The organism is Pseudoroseicyclus sp. H15 (genome assembly GCF_054353345.1).
Map to the genome: position 1 here is coordinate 85,490 of NZ_JBTHJE010000007.1, position 15,358 is coordinate 100,847.

The window sequence follows — 15,358 nt, forward strand, 5'->3', positions numbered from 1 at the left end:
TCCTTTCGGGCGGTCTGGCCGGGGTCAGCCTTCGCGCGGCGTGCAGATCGGGTTGCCGGCCTCGTCGCGCACGTAAAAGCCCGAGGGCGGGTCCTTGCGCTCGATCGAGAACAGCCAGCAGCCGTCGGTGTTCTGGAAGGTCACCGAGTTGGGCGTGCCGGCGGGCAGGGCGGCGGTCACCTCGGCCGGCGGCGGGGGCGGCGGCTCGGGCGTGGCCGGCTCGATGCCGGGCAGGGCGGAAAGGTCGATGCTGGCGCAGGCGGCGAGCGCCAGCGGCAACAGCAGCGCGGCGCGGTGGAGGCGGAACGTCATTCGTAGCTTGTCCTTGATGGTCGTGGCCATTCGGCTTGCAGCGATCCTTCTCGCCGCGCCGGGTAGGGTCAACCCCCGCCGGCCCAGCCGGTTCCGACGGGCGAGGCCGCCCGCCAGGGCGGACGAGCGGCTGCTCACTCTACGATCTCCGCCGTCTCGACCACGGCGTGGAACAGCACGTCGGCCCCCTTGCGGGCCCACTCCTCGCTGATCTCCTCGGCCTCGTTGTGGCTGAGGCCATCCACGCAGGGGCACATGACCATCGAGGTCGGGTAGAGCCGGTTGATCCAGCAGGCGTCGTGCCCGGCGCCCGAGACGATATCCATATGGCTGTATCCCAGCCGCTCCGCCGCGCTGCGCACCGCGGTCACGCAGCCCTCGTCGAAGGTCACCGGGTCGAAATGCCCGACCGGCTCGATCTCGATGCCAAGGCCCAAATCATCCGCGATCTCGGCCGCCTCCTTCTCCAGCTGCTCGCGCATGGAGGTGAGCTTCTCCAGCTCCGGCGAGCGGAAATCGATGGTGAAGACGGCCTTACCGGGGATCACGTTGCGCGAGTTCGGATAGACATTGGCCTGCCCGATGGCGCCCACGGCATTGGGCTGATGCTCCATTGCGATCCGGTGCACCGCCTCGGTAATCCGCGCCATGCCGAGGCCCGCGTTCACCCGCATATGCATCGGGGTGGAACCGGTATGCGCATCCTTGCCGGTCAGCGTCACTTGCAGCCACCACAGGCCCTGCCCGTGGGTGACGACACCGATGTCCTTGCCCTCGGCCTCCAGGATCGGCCCCTGCTCGATGTGCAGCTCGAAGAAGGCGTGCATCTGCCGCCCGCCGACCTCCTCCTCGCCGACCCAGCCGATGCGCTCCAGCTCGTCGCCGAAGCTCTTGCCCTCTGCATCCTTGCGCCCGTAGGCCCAGTCCAGCTCGTGCTCGCCGGCGAAGACGCCGGAGGCGAGCATGGCGGGGGCGAAGCGGGTGCCCTCTTCGTTGGTCCAGTTCGTCACCACGATGGGGTGCTTCGTCTTTATTCCGAGATCGTTGAGCGTGCGGATGATCTCCAGCCCGCCGAGCACGCCGAGCACGCCGTCGTATTTGCCGCCCGTGGGCTGGGTATCGAGATGGCTGCCCACGTAGACGGGCAGGGCCGTCGGGTCCTCCCCCTCTCTCCGGGCAAACATGGTGCCCATCTTGTCGACGCCGGTCGTCAGCCCGGCCTCGTCGCACCAGCGCTTGAAGAGGGCGCGGCCCTCGGCATCGGCATCCGTCAGCGTCTGCCGGTTGTTGCCGCCCGCCACGCCGGGGCCGATCCTGGCCATCTCCATGAGGCTGTCCCACAGGCGGGCGCCGTCGATCTTCAGGTTTTCACCGGGTGCAGGCATGTCAGGCTCCTTCATCCTGGGGCGGCACGCTGGCGCGCGCGGCTTGGGCCTCGGCCTCCAGAGTGGCGAGTGAGCGGCGGGTGACCCAGCCGGTCTCGCCCCGGGGATCGCCGAGGAATTCCGTCATAAGGTCGTACCAGACCGTGCCGAAGCGCAAGCCCGACAGCGCACGCGGCGCCGCCTTCGACAGTTTTCGCGCCAGACCGGGCTCATCCGCGATGCGCCGCAGGGTGCGGGCGAGCGAGCCCGGGTCGCCCATGGGGGCGATCAGCGCGTCTTCCTCATGCTCGAACCGCAGCGAGAAAACGGGATGGTTCGAGATGACCAGCGGGGTCGAGACGGAGAGCGCCTCCATGATAACCGTGGGCAGCGCCTCGGTATCGGCGGGGCGCGAGGGCACCACCACGGCATCGGCCTCGGCGAAGGCGGCGCGCACCTCGACATTGGGGCGCAGGCCGGCAAAGCGCGCGGCGCTGCCGAGTTTCAACGCCCGCGCCTCGGCCTCCAGCGTGGCATGGTCCGTCCCCTCGCCGAACAGCACCAGCCGCGTGGGCACGCCGGCATCGCGCAGGGCAGCGGTGGCGCGCAGCAGGTCGCCCACGCCCTTCGCCTCGGTGATGGGGCCGGCATAGGCGAGGCTCAGCCCGCTTTCGCAGAAGGGCTGTGCCCGGGGCGCGACGGCCAGCTCTGTCCATTCCCAAGGCGTGATGCGCTCTTTCGGCAGGCCGAGCACATGGTGCAGCGAGAGCGAGGCGTCGAGCGAGTGGTTGCCGACGGCGGTGACGTTCTGGGTGTCCAGCACGCTGCGCAGGCGCAGGTTGTCGCGCATCCGGCGCAGGCCTTCGCTGCGCGTCAGCTCCCAGGGGCGCACGCGGCGGAAGATATCGCCGAAATTCGCGAAGACGGGCAGGCCCGCCGCGCGGGCGGCATGCAGCATCCGCGCATGAGGCGCTGCCACGACAACGGCATCGGCGCCGCTTGTCTGCAGAAGCTGGCTGCCGAGCTGTGCGTCGTAGAAACGCCGGGGCGGGATGCCGATGCAGCGCAGCCCGGGCGAGACCTCTTCGTCGAAGGCATCCTCGTCCACCGGGTAGGCAACGGTGATGTTCAGCCCCTTCGAGGCGCGGTCCTGCAGGTAGGCAACAGCGCGGTACTGGTCGTAATAGGTCTCCAGCCCGCCGTCGGCGAAGGTGCGCATGGCCGCCCGGACGTCACCATATTGAAAGACGAGCAGGCGTTTCATGCGGCTCCTTCCGCCGGTTTCGGCAGGCGGTGGGCCGCCGGGCTGCGGCTTGCCGTGCCGGTCATTTGACCGGGGCGCCGTGTAGAAGCTAGCATTCGCGCGGGGCCCCTGTTGCCTTGGATGGTGGAGTGATGCCCCGATGGACAGGGCCGATCAAGGGAACGAAGAGCCGGAAGTTGCCGCGCTCGATGACACCCCGGCCGGTCCGGCCGCTCGCCGCCGCCCCAGCCGCATCCGCGAACGCAACCGCGAGGCGATCCTCGACGCGGCGCTGGAGGTCTTCTCCGGAAAGGGCTTTCGCGGCGCGACCCTCGACGAGATTGCCGGCATGGCAGGGCTGTCGAAACCCAACCTGCTCTATTACTTCCGCTCGAAGCGGGCAGTTCATAATGCGCTGCTGGAGGGCATCCTCAAGACTTGGCTCGACCCGCTTTATGCGATTGATCCGACCGGAGATCCGCGCGCCGAAATATTAGGCTATGTGCGCGGCAAGCTGCGGATGTCGCGACAATATCCGCGGGAGAGCCGGCTGTTCGCGAACGAGATCCTGCATGGCGCGCCGCATGTCGCGCCGCGGCTTTCCGGCGAATTGCAGCAGGTGGTGGCAGAAAAGGCCGCCGTGATTGCCGACTGGGGCAAGGCTGGGCGCATCCCGGTGATCGACGGGCGGCACTTGATCATCTCGGTCTGGGCACTCACCCAGCATTATGCCGATTTCGAGGTGCAGGTCAGCGCGGTGCTCGGCCCTGACGATCCCTATCCTGGCGCCGAGACCTATCTCGACATGCTGTTCTCAAGCCTGCTCGGCCCGCAAGGTCAGTGATCGCGCAAAGCGTCGATCAGCTCGTCCTTGGTCATGTCAGAGCGGCCGTCGATGCCGATCTCCTGCGCGCGGTCGTAGAGCTCGTCCTTGCTCCACTCCTCATAGGGCGATGATTTGCCGCCCTTCTTCGACGGGTGGTCTCCGGCTGCACGGGCATTGGCGATGCGCGCCGCCTTCTCCTTCGACTCGCCCTGCTTGCGCAGTTCCTCGTAGGTCTCGCCGTCCTTGATCTGAGAGCCGTGGTTCTTGGCCATGGGGCACCTCCTTTCCGCCGAAACGCGGAAAGAAGGGCCCGGGTTCCGCGCTGCTATTCCGCCGCACGGGCCGGCTCTGCCAGCTCTGCCAGAGCCTCTGCCGCGATCTCAGCAGAGCGCAGGCGGGCGGCCTGGCTGTGCATCATGCCGGTGATCATCACCTCGTCGGGGCGGTGCCTGTCGACCAGCTCGGCGATTTTCCGCTTCACCGTCTGAGGCCCGCCGACGGCGGAGCAGCCCATAGCCTGTTCGACGCCCGCCATCACCTCGGCGGGCACTTCCGACAGGTCATGCGTGGGCGCCGGAAGCTTGCCGGGCCGGCCGGTGCGCAGCCGCGCAAACGACAGGATCTGGCTGGAGCGCAGGTACTCCGCCTCTTCGTCGCTATCGGCGGCGCAGACGCCCATCGCCATCATGAAATAGGGCTCCGCCAGATGCGCCGACGGCTCGAAGCGCGTGCGGTAGATATGGCTCGCCTCTTCCAGCATGGCCGGGGCGAAATGGCTGGCGAAGGCATAGGGCAGGCCCAGATGCGCGGCGAGTTGCGCGCCATAAAGGCTGGAGCCGAGGATCCAGACAGGCACCTCTGTGCCGGCGCCGGGCACGGCCTGCACGCGGGCATTCTCGGCCCCTTCGGCGAAATAACCCTGAATTTCAACGACATCCTGAGGGAAGGTATCGGCGCCCTTCATGTTGCGGCGCAGGGCCATCGCGGTTTGCATATCCGTGCCCGGCGCACGGCCGAGCCCCAGATCGATGCGCCCCGGATAGAGCGTGGCGAGCGTGCCGAATTGCTCGGCCACCACCAGCGGCGCGTGGTTCGGCAGCATGATGCCGCCCGCGCCGATGCGCATCGTCTTCGTGGCCTCGGCCACATGGCCGATGACGATTGAGGTCGCGGCAGAGGCGATGCCGGGCATATTGTGATGCTCGGCCAGCCAGTAGCGGTGAAAGCCGAGGCTCTCTGCCTTGCGGGCCAGTTCGCGGGTGTTCGACAGGGCATCGCCGGCCGTGCTGCCTTCCGGCACCGCGGCGAGGTCGAGCATGGAATATCGTTTCATATGCATCTCCGTTCACCCTGAGTTGGGTTTGCCGGGGCCGGGATGCAAGGCGCTGCTTTACACTCCTGCCTGCCCCACGTAATTTTTCGGTAACCAGCGCTGGCCCCGCAGTGTTGGCGAAGCTCGATGCTTGCAGCGCACGACACCCAGGAAAGGCTCCCATGCTGGCGAAGACGCATCCGCAACAGCGCGAGCGCATCAATCTGCTTTACGGCTACGGCATTCTCGACACCGGCCCTGAGGAGGAATTCGACGCGATCACCCGCATCGCGGCGACCGTGTGCGACATGCCGACGGCGCTGGTTTCGCTGGTGACGGAGGACCGGCAGTGGTTCAAGGCGCGCCTCGGCTGCGCGCTGGAAGAAACGGGGCTCGACGCCTCGATCTGCAGCCACGCCCTGCTGGGCGATGGGCTGTTCGAGGTGCCTGATACGCAGCTCGACCCGCGCACCGCTGACAACCCGCTCTGCCAGGGCGAGGGGGCGTTCCGCTTCTATGCCGGCGCGCCGATGATCGACCCGACCTCGGGCCTGCCGCTCGGCACTGTCTGCGTGCTCGATACCAAGCCGCGCGAGCTGACCGATGTGCAGCGCCAGGTGCTGACCGACCTCGCCGCGCAGGCGATGCGGCTGATCTCGCTGCGCAAATCGCTGATCGACCGCGAGATCGCGGCACGCGAGACCGATCACCGCATCAAGAACTCGCTGCAATCGGTCGCCTCGCACATCCGCCTTCAGGTGCGCATGTTATCTAAGGCCGAGGTAGTCGCGCGCGAGGCCCTTCAGGCGACGGAGCAGCGGCTGAATGCCATTGCCACCCTGCACGAGGCGCTGTGCTATTCCGGCACGGGCGACGAGGTGGATATCGCCGATTACCTCGGCCGCATCCTCAAGCTCTCGCTCTCGGAGGCGCCGCTGACGATCCGCTCGCAGGCCGACATCGCGCATTGCATGGTCGATGCCCATGCCGCCGCGGCGCTGGGCACGCTCGTCAACGAGATGGCCGTCAATGCGGTGCGCCACGCCTTCCCGCAGGGGCAGGAGGGCACGGTGCGGCTGGCTGGGCGGTACCTGCCCGATGGCACCTACGAGCTCACCTGCGCCGATGACGGCATCGGCCTGCCCGATGAGCCACTGCCCCGCGAAGGCCGCCGCGGCGGGCTCGGCCATGCGATCATCGAAGCGATGCTGCAGCAGCTGGGCGCGCTGGACGTGGCGCCCTCAAACGCGCCGGGTGGCGGCACCCAGCTGGCCGTCACCTTCCGCCCGCAGACGGAAGCCGAGACGGGGCGGGGCAAGGTGGCGCCGGTTGCGAACGATCGCCGGCCCGATGCCGAGGTCGGGAGCACTGCCGAGGACGCAGCAGAGACTGCGGGCCGTATCGTCGCCGAAGCCGCTGCCGCTCGCTTGCCGATCGACGGTAAGCAGGTGTCCGTCATCCTGCCGTCGGGTGACGAGGGAGACGGCGAGCCGCCGGCGCCGCCCCGCGCGGCCTGAGGCGGCGTTCGCCGCTCTACCCCTAGCGCGGAATCAGGGCCTTCAAGCCGCCGGGGCCGGCCGGCCCGCGAAGAAGGTTGCCCGCTACTCCGCCGCCTGGCCCATCGGATTATTCGGATGCGTCGTCCAGTTGGCATAGGCCTCTTCGACGACCTTGCCCGTCCGCTCGTCCAACGTGCCGGGCTCCAGCTCGACCATCGAGATACAATCCTCCACCGGGCAGACATCGACGCAGAGGTTGCAGGCGACGCATTCGTCGTCCTTCACCTCAAAGACCCGGCCCGGGTTCATCGCGATGGCCTGGTGCGAGGTATCCTCGCAGGCGGCATAGCAGCGGCCGCATTTGATGCAGAGATCCTGATCGATCCGCGCCTTGGTGACATAGTTCAGGTTCAGATACTGCCAGTCAGTCACGTTCGGCACCGCGCGGCCAACGAACTCCTCGACCGAGGCATAGCCTTTCTCGTCCATCCAAGACGACAGCCCACGCTTCATCTCTTCGACGATCTTGAAGCCATAGGTCATCGCAGCCGTGCAGACCTGCACATTGCCGCAGCCGAGTGCCAGGAACTCCGCCGCGTCGCGCCAGTTGGTGATGCCGCCAATGCCGGAGATCGGCAGGCCGGCGGTTTCGGGGTCGCGCGCGATCTCGGCCACCATGTTCATGGCGATGGGCTTCACCGCCGGGCCGCAATAGCCGCCGTGGGTGCCCTTGCCGTCGATGCTGGGCTGCGGGCTGAAGCTGTCGAGATCGACCGAGGTGATGGAATTGATCGTGTTGATCAGGCTCACGGCATCGGCGCCACCGGCGAACGCCGCCCGCGCCGGGGCGCGGACATCGGTGATGTTGGGCGTGAGCTTCACGATCACCGGCATGCGCGTGTATTGCTTGCACCAGCGGGTGATCATCTCGATCAGGTCGGGCGCCTGGCCTACAGCGGCGCCCATGCCGCGCTCACTCATCCCGTGCGGGCAGCCGCAATTCAGCTCGATGCCGTCGGCCCCGGTCTCCTCCACCAAGGGGAGGATCTTCTTCCACGCCTCTTCCTCGCAGGGCACCATGATCGAGGCGATGAGCGCCCGGTCGGGGTAGTCGCGCTTGACGGCCTTCATCTCGCGCAGGTTCACCTCCAGCGGGCGGTCGGTGATGAGCTCGATGTTGTTGAGGCCCAGAAGCCGCCGGTCGGCCCCGTAGATGGCGCCGTAGCGGGGGCCGTTGACGTTGACGACGGGCGGGCCTTCCTCGCCCAGCGTCTTCCAGACGACCCCGCCCCAGCCGGCATCGAAGGCGCGGCGGACGTTGTACTCCTTGTCGGTCGGCGGGGCCGAGGCGAGCCAGAACGGGTTGGGGGAGCGGATGCCGATGAAGTCTGTGGTCAGGTCAGCCATGGGATGGTCTCCTCTTCGGGCGGCGGGTCACGCCCCCTCCTGATGGGTCTCGCAGAAATAGGCGGAGCGGCCGCCGATGTTCTTCTTCCGGATGGTGCCGCCGCAGCGCGGGCAGGCGGCGCCGGGCTTGCGGTGATGCACGAGCCAATCGTCCGGCAGGCTCTTCGGCGCGCCGGGGGTGTCGACGGCGGTCTGCATCACCTCCTGGGCGGCGGCATGCAGGTCGCCGAGGCGGTTGTCGCCGAGTTTGTTCGCGGGGACGCTGGGGAGCAGACCTACGCGGTAGAGCGCCTCGTCGGACCACAGGTTGCCGATGCCGGCGACGCGGGACTGGTCGATCATCGCCGTCTTGATGGCGCTTTTCGAGGCGCCGACCCGCTCGGCGAACTCCTCCTTGCTCACCTCCAACGCGTCGGGGCCGAGTTTGTGCTCTTCCACGAACGCCTCGACGCTCTCGGCGAGATAGACATCGCCGAACTTCCGAGGGCAGATATAGGCGAGCCGCCGGTCTCCTTCGAAGGTGACGGTCAGCTTGGCGTAGTCGGGCGCGCCATCCGCTTCGTCATAGGTCTCGATGATGCCGGTCATGCCGAGGCTTATGACCAGCCAGGGCCCGGAGGCGGAACCGAGGAAGACGTATTTGCCGTAGCGCCGCGCTTGCGTGAACTGCGTGCCGACGAGGCGCTTTTGCTCCGCCGTCGTGGGCATCGTCATCGGGCCGGGATCGTCCACCGTGAGCCCCGCGATCGTGCGGTTGAGCGCGCCGGCCTCGACGCGCCGGCGGTTGGCCTCGGCTGCGGGAAGCTCGGGCATGCCTCAGCGCCCCCCGCGCGCGGTCAGTCCACCATCAGCCGCCAGAGCAGCGAGATGGCGCTGCCCCCCAGCTGCCCCGATTTGGGGATGGCCCAGGCCCAGACGAGGCAGCCGACGGCATCCCAGAGCAGGAAGTGCGGATAGGACATGCGCGACATGCCGGCGAGCGTGAAGATCACCGGGCGCAAAGGCCCGAGGAAATGCGCGATGGGCAGAACGGCGACGCCCCAGCGGCGCGTGGCGCGCGTCGCCCGCTCCATCAGGTCGGGCTGGCGCGAGAGCGGCCAGCGGGTGAGAGCCCAGTCGCCGTACTGGTGCCCGAGCGCATAGCTGACGCTGGAGCCGAGAGCGCTGCCGATGGCCCCGCCGATCCAAACGGGTGTCAGGTGCAGGCCGCCCGCCGCTGAGAGGGCTCCGAAGCCGAAGAGGATGGTCGTGGAGGGCACGAAGACCGAGAGCAGCAGCGTCGTCTCGCAGAAGGCGAGCACCAGCGCGATGATCGCCGCCCATTCCGCATGCGCCTCGACAAAGGCGAGGATTGTGTCGATGAAGCCCTGCACGGCCCGCTCCGGTTGATCCAGCCGCAAGCGCTATGCCGCGGCGCGCGCCGCTGCAAGAGGCGCTATGCGCCGGGCCGGCGCTCATCCGCTCGCCATCAGATTGGCGTGGATATCCTCCGCCGCATCGCGCCCCTCGGCCACGGCGGTGACGGTGAGGTCGTCGCCGCCGGTTGCGCAATCGCCGCCGGCCCAGACCTTGGACAGCGAGGTGCGGCCCGCGCCGGTAACGGCGATCTTGGCGCCCTCCAGCGCGAGGCCCTGATCACCGGCGAGGCGCTGACCGATGGCGAGCAGCACCTGGTCGGCCTGCAGCATCACGGGGATGTCGCTGTCGGGATGGGTGAAGGCGATCTCGCTGACTGCGCCATTGCCGCGCATCTCGGCGGGGGTGACGTTGAAGAGCAGCCGCACCCCCTTCGAAGCGGCCAGATCCTGCTCCCACCGGCTGGCGGGCATGGCCTCGCGCCCCTTGCGGTAGGCGAGGGTGACGGAGGCGGCGCCAAGCAGCTTCGATTGCACCGCGGCATCGACGGCTGTCATGCCGCCGCCGATGACCACGACATTGCGGCCGACGGGCAGGGCGGATTTGTCCTCCGCCTGGCGCAGGCGCTCGATGAAATGGACGGCGGGCTCGACGCCCTCGATCTCGGTGCCGGGGGCAGTGAGGGCATTCACGCCGCCAAGGCCCATGCCGAGGAAGACGGCGTCGTGCTCCGCCACCAGCTCCTGCAGCGAGAGGTCCTCGCCCAGCGCGCGGCCCGTCTCGATCGTGATACCGCCGATGCCGAGCAGCCAGTCGACCTCGCGGGCGGCGAAATCGTCGACCGTCTTGTAGGCGGCGATGCCGTATTCGTTGAGCCCGCCGGGCTTGGGCCGCGCCTCGTAAACGATGACGTCGTGGCCCTTCATCGCCAGCCGGTGCGCGGCGGCGAGGCCGGCTGGGCCGGCGCCAACAACGGCCACGCGTTTGCCGGTGCTGGCCTCGCGCACGAAGGGGTGGCCCTGGCGGGACATGAGGCTGTCGGTGGCGACCCGCTGGAGTGCGCCGATCTGCACCGGCTCGCCCTCGGCCATCTCGCGTACGCAGGCGCCTTCGCAGAGGTTCTCGGTGGGGCAGACCCGGGCGCACATGCCGCCAAGGATGTTCTGCTCAAAAATCGTGCGGCCCGCGTCTTCGGGCCGGTCATTGGCGATCTGGCGGATGAAGAGCGGGATATCGATATCGGTCGGGCAGGCCGTGATGCAGGGCGCATCATGGCAGAAATAGCAGCGGTCGGCGGCGACCTGCGCCTCGTGCCCAGAGAGCGGCGGGTGCAGATCGGCGAAATTATCGCTGATTTCCTTGGGTTCGAGCCGGTTCGGCGCGATTCCGGGCGTCATGGAATTGGCCAAGGTGCACTCCCTGATGCTGCGTCACCCTGAAAGGCTGGCACGGAAATGGAATTTGACCAAGCGGTAAAATTTTGGGTGGGCGGTGGGACAGTGTGATTTGGGCGGCGTGCCTCTTTTGCGGCGCTTCGCCCCTTCCCCGGCGCAGAATTAAGACCGTCAGGCCCCCCGCGAGCGCCGGCCCGTCCCCGCGGGGTGGCGCTTTGGCTGGTCTTGGTGCTGGCCCCGCCGCTGAGAGGGGTGTGGCTGGCATAAAGCGAGGTAGCGGAGAGGGAGAGGCACCACCCCACGGGCCGGCGTGCGACCGTACAGCCTGGGGCGAGCGGGCAGGCGGGGTCCACTCCGCCCTATCCCCTCAAGCCGTGATCTGCTCCCGCAGGATCGAAGCGGTCAGCGAGACCATCAGGTAGAGCCCCGCGAACACAAGAAACGCCAGCAGCGTGTTCTCGAAGGCCTTCGGATACGACGGCTCATCGGGCGCCACCGGTTCCACCCCGAGCGAGAGATAGCGCACCTGGCGGTTCGCCTCCTGCTGCGACAGCTCCATGGCCGAGAGGGCCTGCTGCACCATCAGCGTCTGGAAGGTGTAGTTCTCCTCCGCCGTCCGCAGCTCGGTGTTCTTGGCGGCGAGCGAGCCGCCCTGCGTGGTCTCGTTCGTCATGTCAGAGCGCAGGCCGCTGATGATCTCGTCGATCCCCGCGATCTGGGTCTGCAGCGCCTCGACCTGGGCCTGGTTCGGGCGGGCCACGCTCAGGCGCGTCTGCAGCTCGATCTGCAATTGCTGGCGCTGCGTCTCCAGCGTCGAGATCTGCTGTGTGCGCGCCGCCGTCTCGCCCACCGGGTCGATCTGCTGCACCTCTTCCTGAATGGCGAGCCAGTCGGCCAGGGCATCGGCCCGGCGCGCCTCGGCCGCCTCATAGGCCTCGCGGGCGCTGGCCATGGAATCTTCGCGCAGGCGGAAGGTGAGCTGGTCGACCTGTTCTTCGGCATAGTCGATGAGCGCCTCCGAGAAGGCCTGGCTCGTCTCGGGGTCGGGCGCCACCACCTCCATCTTGATGATGCCTTCGGTGGGGTCGTAGCTGATCTTCACCCTGTCCTGATAAACCCGGTAGGCCTCTTCGTTGCTGGCGTCATGCGGCAGGCGCTGGATCGGGTCGATGTCGTCGGCGGCGAAGACATCGCGGAAGTTGTGTTCCTCATCCAGCCGGCGCAGAGCCGCGCGGCTGGCAAGGTAGCTCTGCACGGTGATCGAATCCTGCTGCGTGGCCATCGAGGTGCCCTGCAACAGCCCGCCAAGCCCGGCGCCCGCGCTCGGCGGTTCGGCCTGCTGGATGACGAACTCGGAATGGGTGGCGTACATCGGCGTGGCGATGCGGGTGAAATAGACGCCGGCGATGATGGTGGGCAGGGCGACAAGCACGGCGAGCCGCACGACCAGCAGCGCCATACGGCGGCGGCGGCGGCGGGCGAGATCGCGCTGGATCTTCTGCACCTCGGCAAAGCCGGAGCTGGCGCGCGGCGAAGGGCCCGGCTCGGCCCGCTCGGTCGAGGGCAGGTTGTCTTTCTTGGCCGGCACCGTCTGCGGCAGCTGAACGGCGCCCTGGCCCTTGTTCTGCATCTGGCGCTTGCGCGGCCTCGTGGGCAGATCGCCCATCGGGGCCGGCGCCGGGGTGGTCTCTTCCGGGCTGTCCTCGCTCTGGGTCTCGCCTTCCGGCACAATCAGCTCCAGCACGTTTGAGCGCTGGAACGGGTCGATCCCCTGCTCGCGCAGCTGGCGGACGGCATCGAAATCGGAGGTGACGGCCAGCCCTTGCTTTTGCGCGACGCGGCGCGCCATGCGCAGCTGCCGGCCAGTCAGCCCCTCGGCGCGGATCGCATCGATCGCGGCGGCGGCATGGGTGAGCGCGACATCTGTGCCGCCGCCCTCTGACAGGGCGGTGTTGCCGATGGTCAGCGGCGCGGCCCGGCGCACCCGGAATTTGCGGACCTTAGGCTTGGTAGTCATAGAGCTGCCTCGCCTCTTCGAGCGTGTCGAATATGTAGAGCTGCCCGTCCTTCAGCACGGCGGCCGAGCGGGCGAAGCGCTCCAGCACATCGGGCAGGTGAGAGACGATGACGACGGTCGTCGTCTCCAGCCGCTCGCGCAGGATGTCCCCCGCCTTCTGGTTGAACGCGACATCGGTTGTCTGCGGCATGCCCTCGTCGATGAGATACATGTCGAAATCCAGCGCCAGCAGCAGCGAGAAGGTGAAGCGGCTGCGCATCCCGGCGGAATAGGTGCCGACCGGCATGTCGAAGTATTCCTCGATCCCCGTCAGCCAGCGGCAGAACGCCTCGACGTAATCGGGGTCGAGCCCGTAGAGCCGCGCGATGTAGCGGGCATTCTCGCGGGCCGAATGCTTGGTGTTCACCCCGCCCATGAAGCCGAGCGGGAAGGAGATGCGGCAGGTGCGGACGATCTTGCCCTCGTCGGGCTTCTCCAGCCCCGCCATCATGTTGATCAGCGTCGTCTTGCCCGTGCCGTTGGGCGCCAGGATGCCAAGCGACTGGCCGAGCTCTACCTTGAAGGAGGCACGGTCGAGGATCACCTTGCGGCGCTTGCCTGTCCAGAAGCTCTTGCTGACGTTGATGAATTCCAGCATTCCCGCATACGCCCGGCCAGACGGGGCGCCCTGATCTGCCCCGGTGCGGACAATTTTCATTTCATTTGCCGGGCCGGAGTATCGGCAGATTATGGCAAAAGATCGCCCCCCTCACCCGGATTCTGCGGCGGAGCGATGGAATTTGGGTGAACAGCTGCGTGAGCGGGGGGGGCTGGACGGCTGCATCTCTGTCCCCCGCCCGATCCGCGCCGAAGGCGCCGGGCGAGCGCCTGCCCGTCCCGGCGGGCTGGCGCTCTGGCTGGGCTTGGTGCCGAGCCCTGGGCGGGGAAGGTTGTGGCGAGCATAAAGCGCGGTAGCGGTGCTGGAGCGGCGCCACCCCACGGGCAGGCGCTCGCCCGGCACGGAGATGGTGCGACTGGTGGCGGGGCGGTGGCGGGGTGAACCCCGCCCTACGTACCGCCTGACCGGCGCGCCTTTCTGTCGGGCGGGCTTCAGCCCGCCCCCCCTCACATCACCGCGTTCGCCACTAGCCCCGCCCCAAGCGCCCCAACAGCGCCGAAACCCAGATAGGTGGCAAACAGCGGCGGCCGGACGAGCGCCCAGACAGCCATGACGGCGGGGATGCAGGTGACGCCGCCGGCGATCATGAAGGCCAGGCCGGCGCCGGGGCTCATGCCCTGGTCCATCAGCCCGCCGACCAGCGCCGGGGCGGCATAGCCGTTCAGATAGGCCGGCACGCCGAGCACGGTGGCGCCGAGGATGGGCAGAAGCCCGTCGCCGCCCACATAGGCCGCGATCATCTCCGCCGGGATGTAGCGGGTCATCAGCACCTCGACGAGATAGGCCAGCGTCATCCACTTGACGAGGAACAGCGCGTTGTCCTCCGCCGCGTCTCGGAAGGCCGCGGTACCGCCGGGCTTCTGCCAGAAGCGGAAGGCGGGCACCGACTTGGCGCTGCCGCCGCCGCATCCGCTCCCGCAGCCGCGCTTGGCGGGGCGCTCACGCAGAGGATTGGCCAGTGCGCCGCCCGACATCAGCGCCTTGGTGGCGAAGCCGGCGGTGAGTGCGATGACAATGGCGGCCAGCAGCTTGGCCACGGCCATCTCGGGCGAGATGGCGCCGGCGGTGATGGCGAAGGCCGCCGGGTCCATCAGGGGCGAGGCGAGCCAGAAGGCCATGATGGCGCTGACCGGTGCTCCGGCTGCCAGCAGGGCGGCGACGAGTGGGATCACCTCGCAGGAGCAGAAGGGCGACAGGCTGCCGGCGAAGGCGGCGAGCACGATGGCGAGGCTCTCGCGGCCGACGAAGGCCTTGGCCACCAGCTCCTCGGCCTCGGAGGCCTTCAGCCAGGCAATGGCGAGCACCGCGAAGCCGATGAAGGGCAGCGTGTGCAGCAACGCGGCGCCGGTATCGCGCAGGATCGGCCCGGCATCGGCGGGCACGAAGATCACCAGCAGCGCTGCGGCGATCAGCAGGGCGGCCCAGACGCGGTCGACCTCGCGCAGGCGCGCGAGCAGGCCGCTATCGCCGGGGGTGCTTTCCGGCGCGGGGCCCGAGGGGCTGAGGCGGGTTGGTTCAGTCGTGTCGGTCATGGGATTGTCCCTCTGGCGCGTCGGCGCAGCATTGATCGAAGAGAAACCCGGACAGGCGCTCGATCACCCCGAACTCCGCCCCCATGCAGATGATCTGGCGGCCCTGCCGCACCTGCCGCACGAGCCCGGCCTGCGAGAGGATCTTCAGATGATGCGTCAGCGTCGAGCCGGTGACGCCAGCCCGCTGCCCGAGCTCACCGATGGAGATGCCGTCCGGCCCGGCCCGCACCAGCGTGCGCAGCACCGACAGACGCTGCTCGGAGCCGAGCGCGGCGAAGCGGGCGGCCATCAGGGTGAGGTCAAGATCGGCATCGGGGGGGAGATTCATTTTCATGATTCTAGAAATATCGAACTGAGGAGTTTCGGTCAATCGGGATATGAGTCCGGGCGAATCGCCCGAGCGCGGCCTGACGCTTGGGCAGAGCGTCCCCGCAGAGG

15 protein-coding genes are annotated in these 15,358 nt (G+C 68.2%); 2 read left to right on the forward strand and 13 right to left on the reverse strand.

Annotated features, from left to right (window positions below):
- Positions 1-24 precede the first annotated feature (24 nt).
- The 3 genes from ACXN5S_RS16880 to ACXN5S_RS16890 form a co-directional block, all read right to left on the reverse strand.
- A complete protein-coding gene (locus tag ACXN5S_RS16880) occupies positions 25-342 on the reverse strand; it encodes a hypothetical protein (protein ID WP_458606642.1) in 318 nt (105 codons plus the stop codon).
- Positions 343-446: 104 nt separating this feature from the next.
- A complete protein-coding gene (locus ACXN5S_RS16885; protein WP_458606643.1) occupies positions 447-1,697 on the reverse strand; it encodes a Zn-dependent hydrolase in 1,251 nt (416 codons plus the stop codon).
- 1 nt (position 1,698) lies between these two features.
- Positions 1,699-2,940 carry a glycosyltransferase family 4 protein gene (locus ACXN5S_RS16890; RefSeq protein WP_458606644.1) on the reverse strand — a complete coding sequence of 414 codons (1,242 nt, stop codon included), beginning with the start codon at positions 2,938-2,940 and terminating at the stop codon, positions 1,699-1,701.
- A gap of 139 nt (positions 2,941-3,079) precedes the next feature.
- Here ACXN5S_RS16890 and ACXN5S_RS16895 point away from each other — a divergent pair, with 139 nt between their 5' ends.
- Positions 3,080-3,763 carry a TetR family transcriptional regulator C-terminal domain-containing protein gene (locus tag ACXN5S_RS16895; protein ID WP_458606645.1) on the forward strand — a complete coding sequence of 228 codons (684 nt, stop codon included), beginning with the start codon at positions 3,080-3,082 and terminating at the stop codon, positions 3,761-3,763.
- Here ACXN5S_RS16895 and ACXN5S_RS16900 read toward each other — a convergent pair.
- Both ACXN5S_RS16900 and ACXN5S_RS16905 read right to left on the reverse strand, forming a co-directional pair.
- The gene (locus tag ACXN5S_RS16900; RefSeq protein ID WP_458606646.1) at positions 3,757-4,017 is read right to left on the reverse strand and encodes a DUF7218 family protein; all 261 of its coding nucleotides are present in this window, start codon (positions 4,015-4,017) and stop codon (positions 3,757-3,759) included. The two genes, ACXN5S_RS16895 and ACXN5S_RS16900, sit on opposite strands and share 7 nt — an antisense overlap.
- A 53-nt stretch (positions 4,018-4,070) precedes the next feature.
- The gene (locus tag ACXN5S_RS16905; RefSeq protein WP_458606647.1) at positions 4,071-5,078 is read right to left on the reverse strand and encodes an LLM class flavin-dependent oxidoreductase; all 1,008 of its coding nucleotides are present in this window, start codon (positions 5,076-5,078) and stop codon (positions 4,071-4,073) included.
- A 161-nt stretch (positions 5,079-5,239) separates the two neighbouring features.
- Here ACXN5S_RS16905 and ACXN5S_RS16910 point away from each other — a divergent pair, with 161 nt between their 5' ends.
- Positions 5,240-6,574, forward strand: a complete 1,335-nt coding sequence (locus ACXN5S_RS16910; RefSeq protein WP_458606648.1) for a histidine kinase dimerization/phosphoacceptor domain -containing protein — start codon at positions 5,240-5,242, stop codon at positions 6,572-6,574.
- 84 nt (positions 6,575-6,658) lie between these two features.
- Here ACXN5S_RS16910 and preA read toward each other — a convergent pair whose 3' ends face one another.
- The 8 genes from preA to ACXN5S_RS16950 form a co-directional block, all read right to left on the reverse strand.
- Positions 6,659-7,963 carry an NAD-dependent dihydropyrimidine dehydrogenase subunit PreA gene (gene preA, locus ACXN5S_RS16915; protein WP_458606649.1) on the reverse strand — a complete coding sequence of 435 codons (1,305 nt, stop codon included), beginning with the start codon at positions 7,961-7,963 and terminating at the stop codon, positions 6,659-6,661.
- A 27-nt stretch (positions 7,964-7,990) separates the two neighbouring features.
- Complete coding sequence (locus tag ACXN5S_RS16920; protein ID WP_458606650.1) at positions 7,991-8,776, reverse strand: Fpg/Nei family DNA glycosylase; 786 nt, start codon at positions 8,774-8,776, stop codon at positions 7,991-7,993.
- Positions 8,777-8,799: 23 nt separating this feature from the next.
- Complete coding sequence (locus tag ACXN5S_RS16925) at positions 8,800-9,336, reverse strand: DedA family protein (RefSeq protein ID WP_458606651.1); 537 nt, start codon at positions 9,334-9,336, stop codon at positions 8,800-8,802.
- Between the two features lie 81 nt (positions 9,337-9,417).
- Complete coding sequence (locus ACXN5S_RS16930) at positions 9,418-10,716, reverse strand: NAD(P)-dependent oxidoreductase (RefSeq protein WP_458606835.1); 1,299 nt, start codon at positions 10,714-10,716, stop codon at positions 9,418-9,420.
- A 364-nt stretch (positions 10,717-11,080) separates the two neighbouring features.
- Positions 11,081-12,730: a capsule biosynthesis protein gene (locus ACXN5S_RS16935; RefSeq protein WP_458606652.1), complete on the reverse strand. Its 1,650-nt coding sequence runs from the start codon at positions 12,728-12,730 to the stop codon at positions 11,081-11,083.
- Positions 12,714-13,367 carry an ABC transporter ATP-binding protein gene (locus ACXN5S_RS16940; protein ID WP_458606653.1) on the reverse strand — a complete coding sequence of 218 codons (654 nt, stop codon included), beginning with the start codon at positions 13,365-13,367 and terminating at the stop codon, positions 12,714-12,716. The genes ACXN5S_RS16935 and ACXN5S_RS16940 overlap by 17 nt, the downstream gene beginning before the upstream one ends.
- Positions 13,368-13,834: 467 nt before the next feature.
- Entirely contained in the window at positions 13,835-14,920 is a 1,086-nt protein-coding gene (locus ACXN5S_RS16945) for a permease (RefSeq protein ID WP_458606654.1), read from the reverse strand.
- Positions 14,904-15,254, reverse strand: a complete 351-nt coding sequence (locus ACXN5S_RS16950; protein WP_458606655.1) for an ArsR/SmtB family transcription factor — start codon at positions 15,252-15,254, stop codon at positions 14,904-14,906. The genes ACXN5S_RS16945 and ACXN5S_RS16950 overlap by 17 nt, the downstream gene beginning before the upstream one ends.
- Between the last annotated feature and the right edge of the window lie 104 nt (positions 15,255-15,358).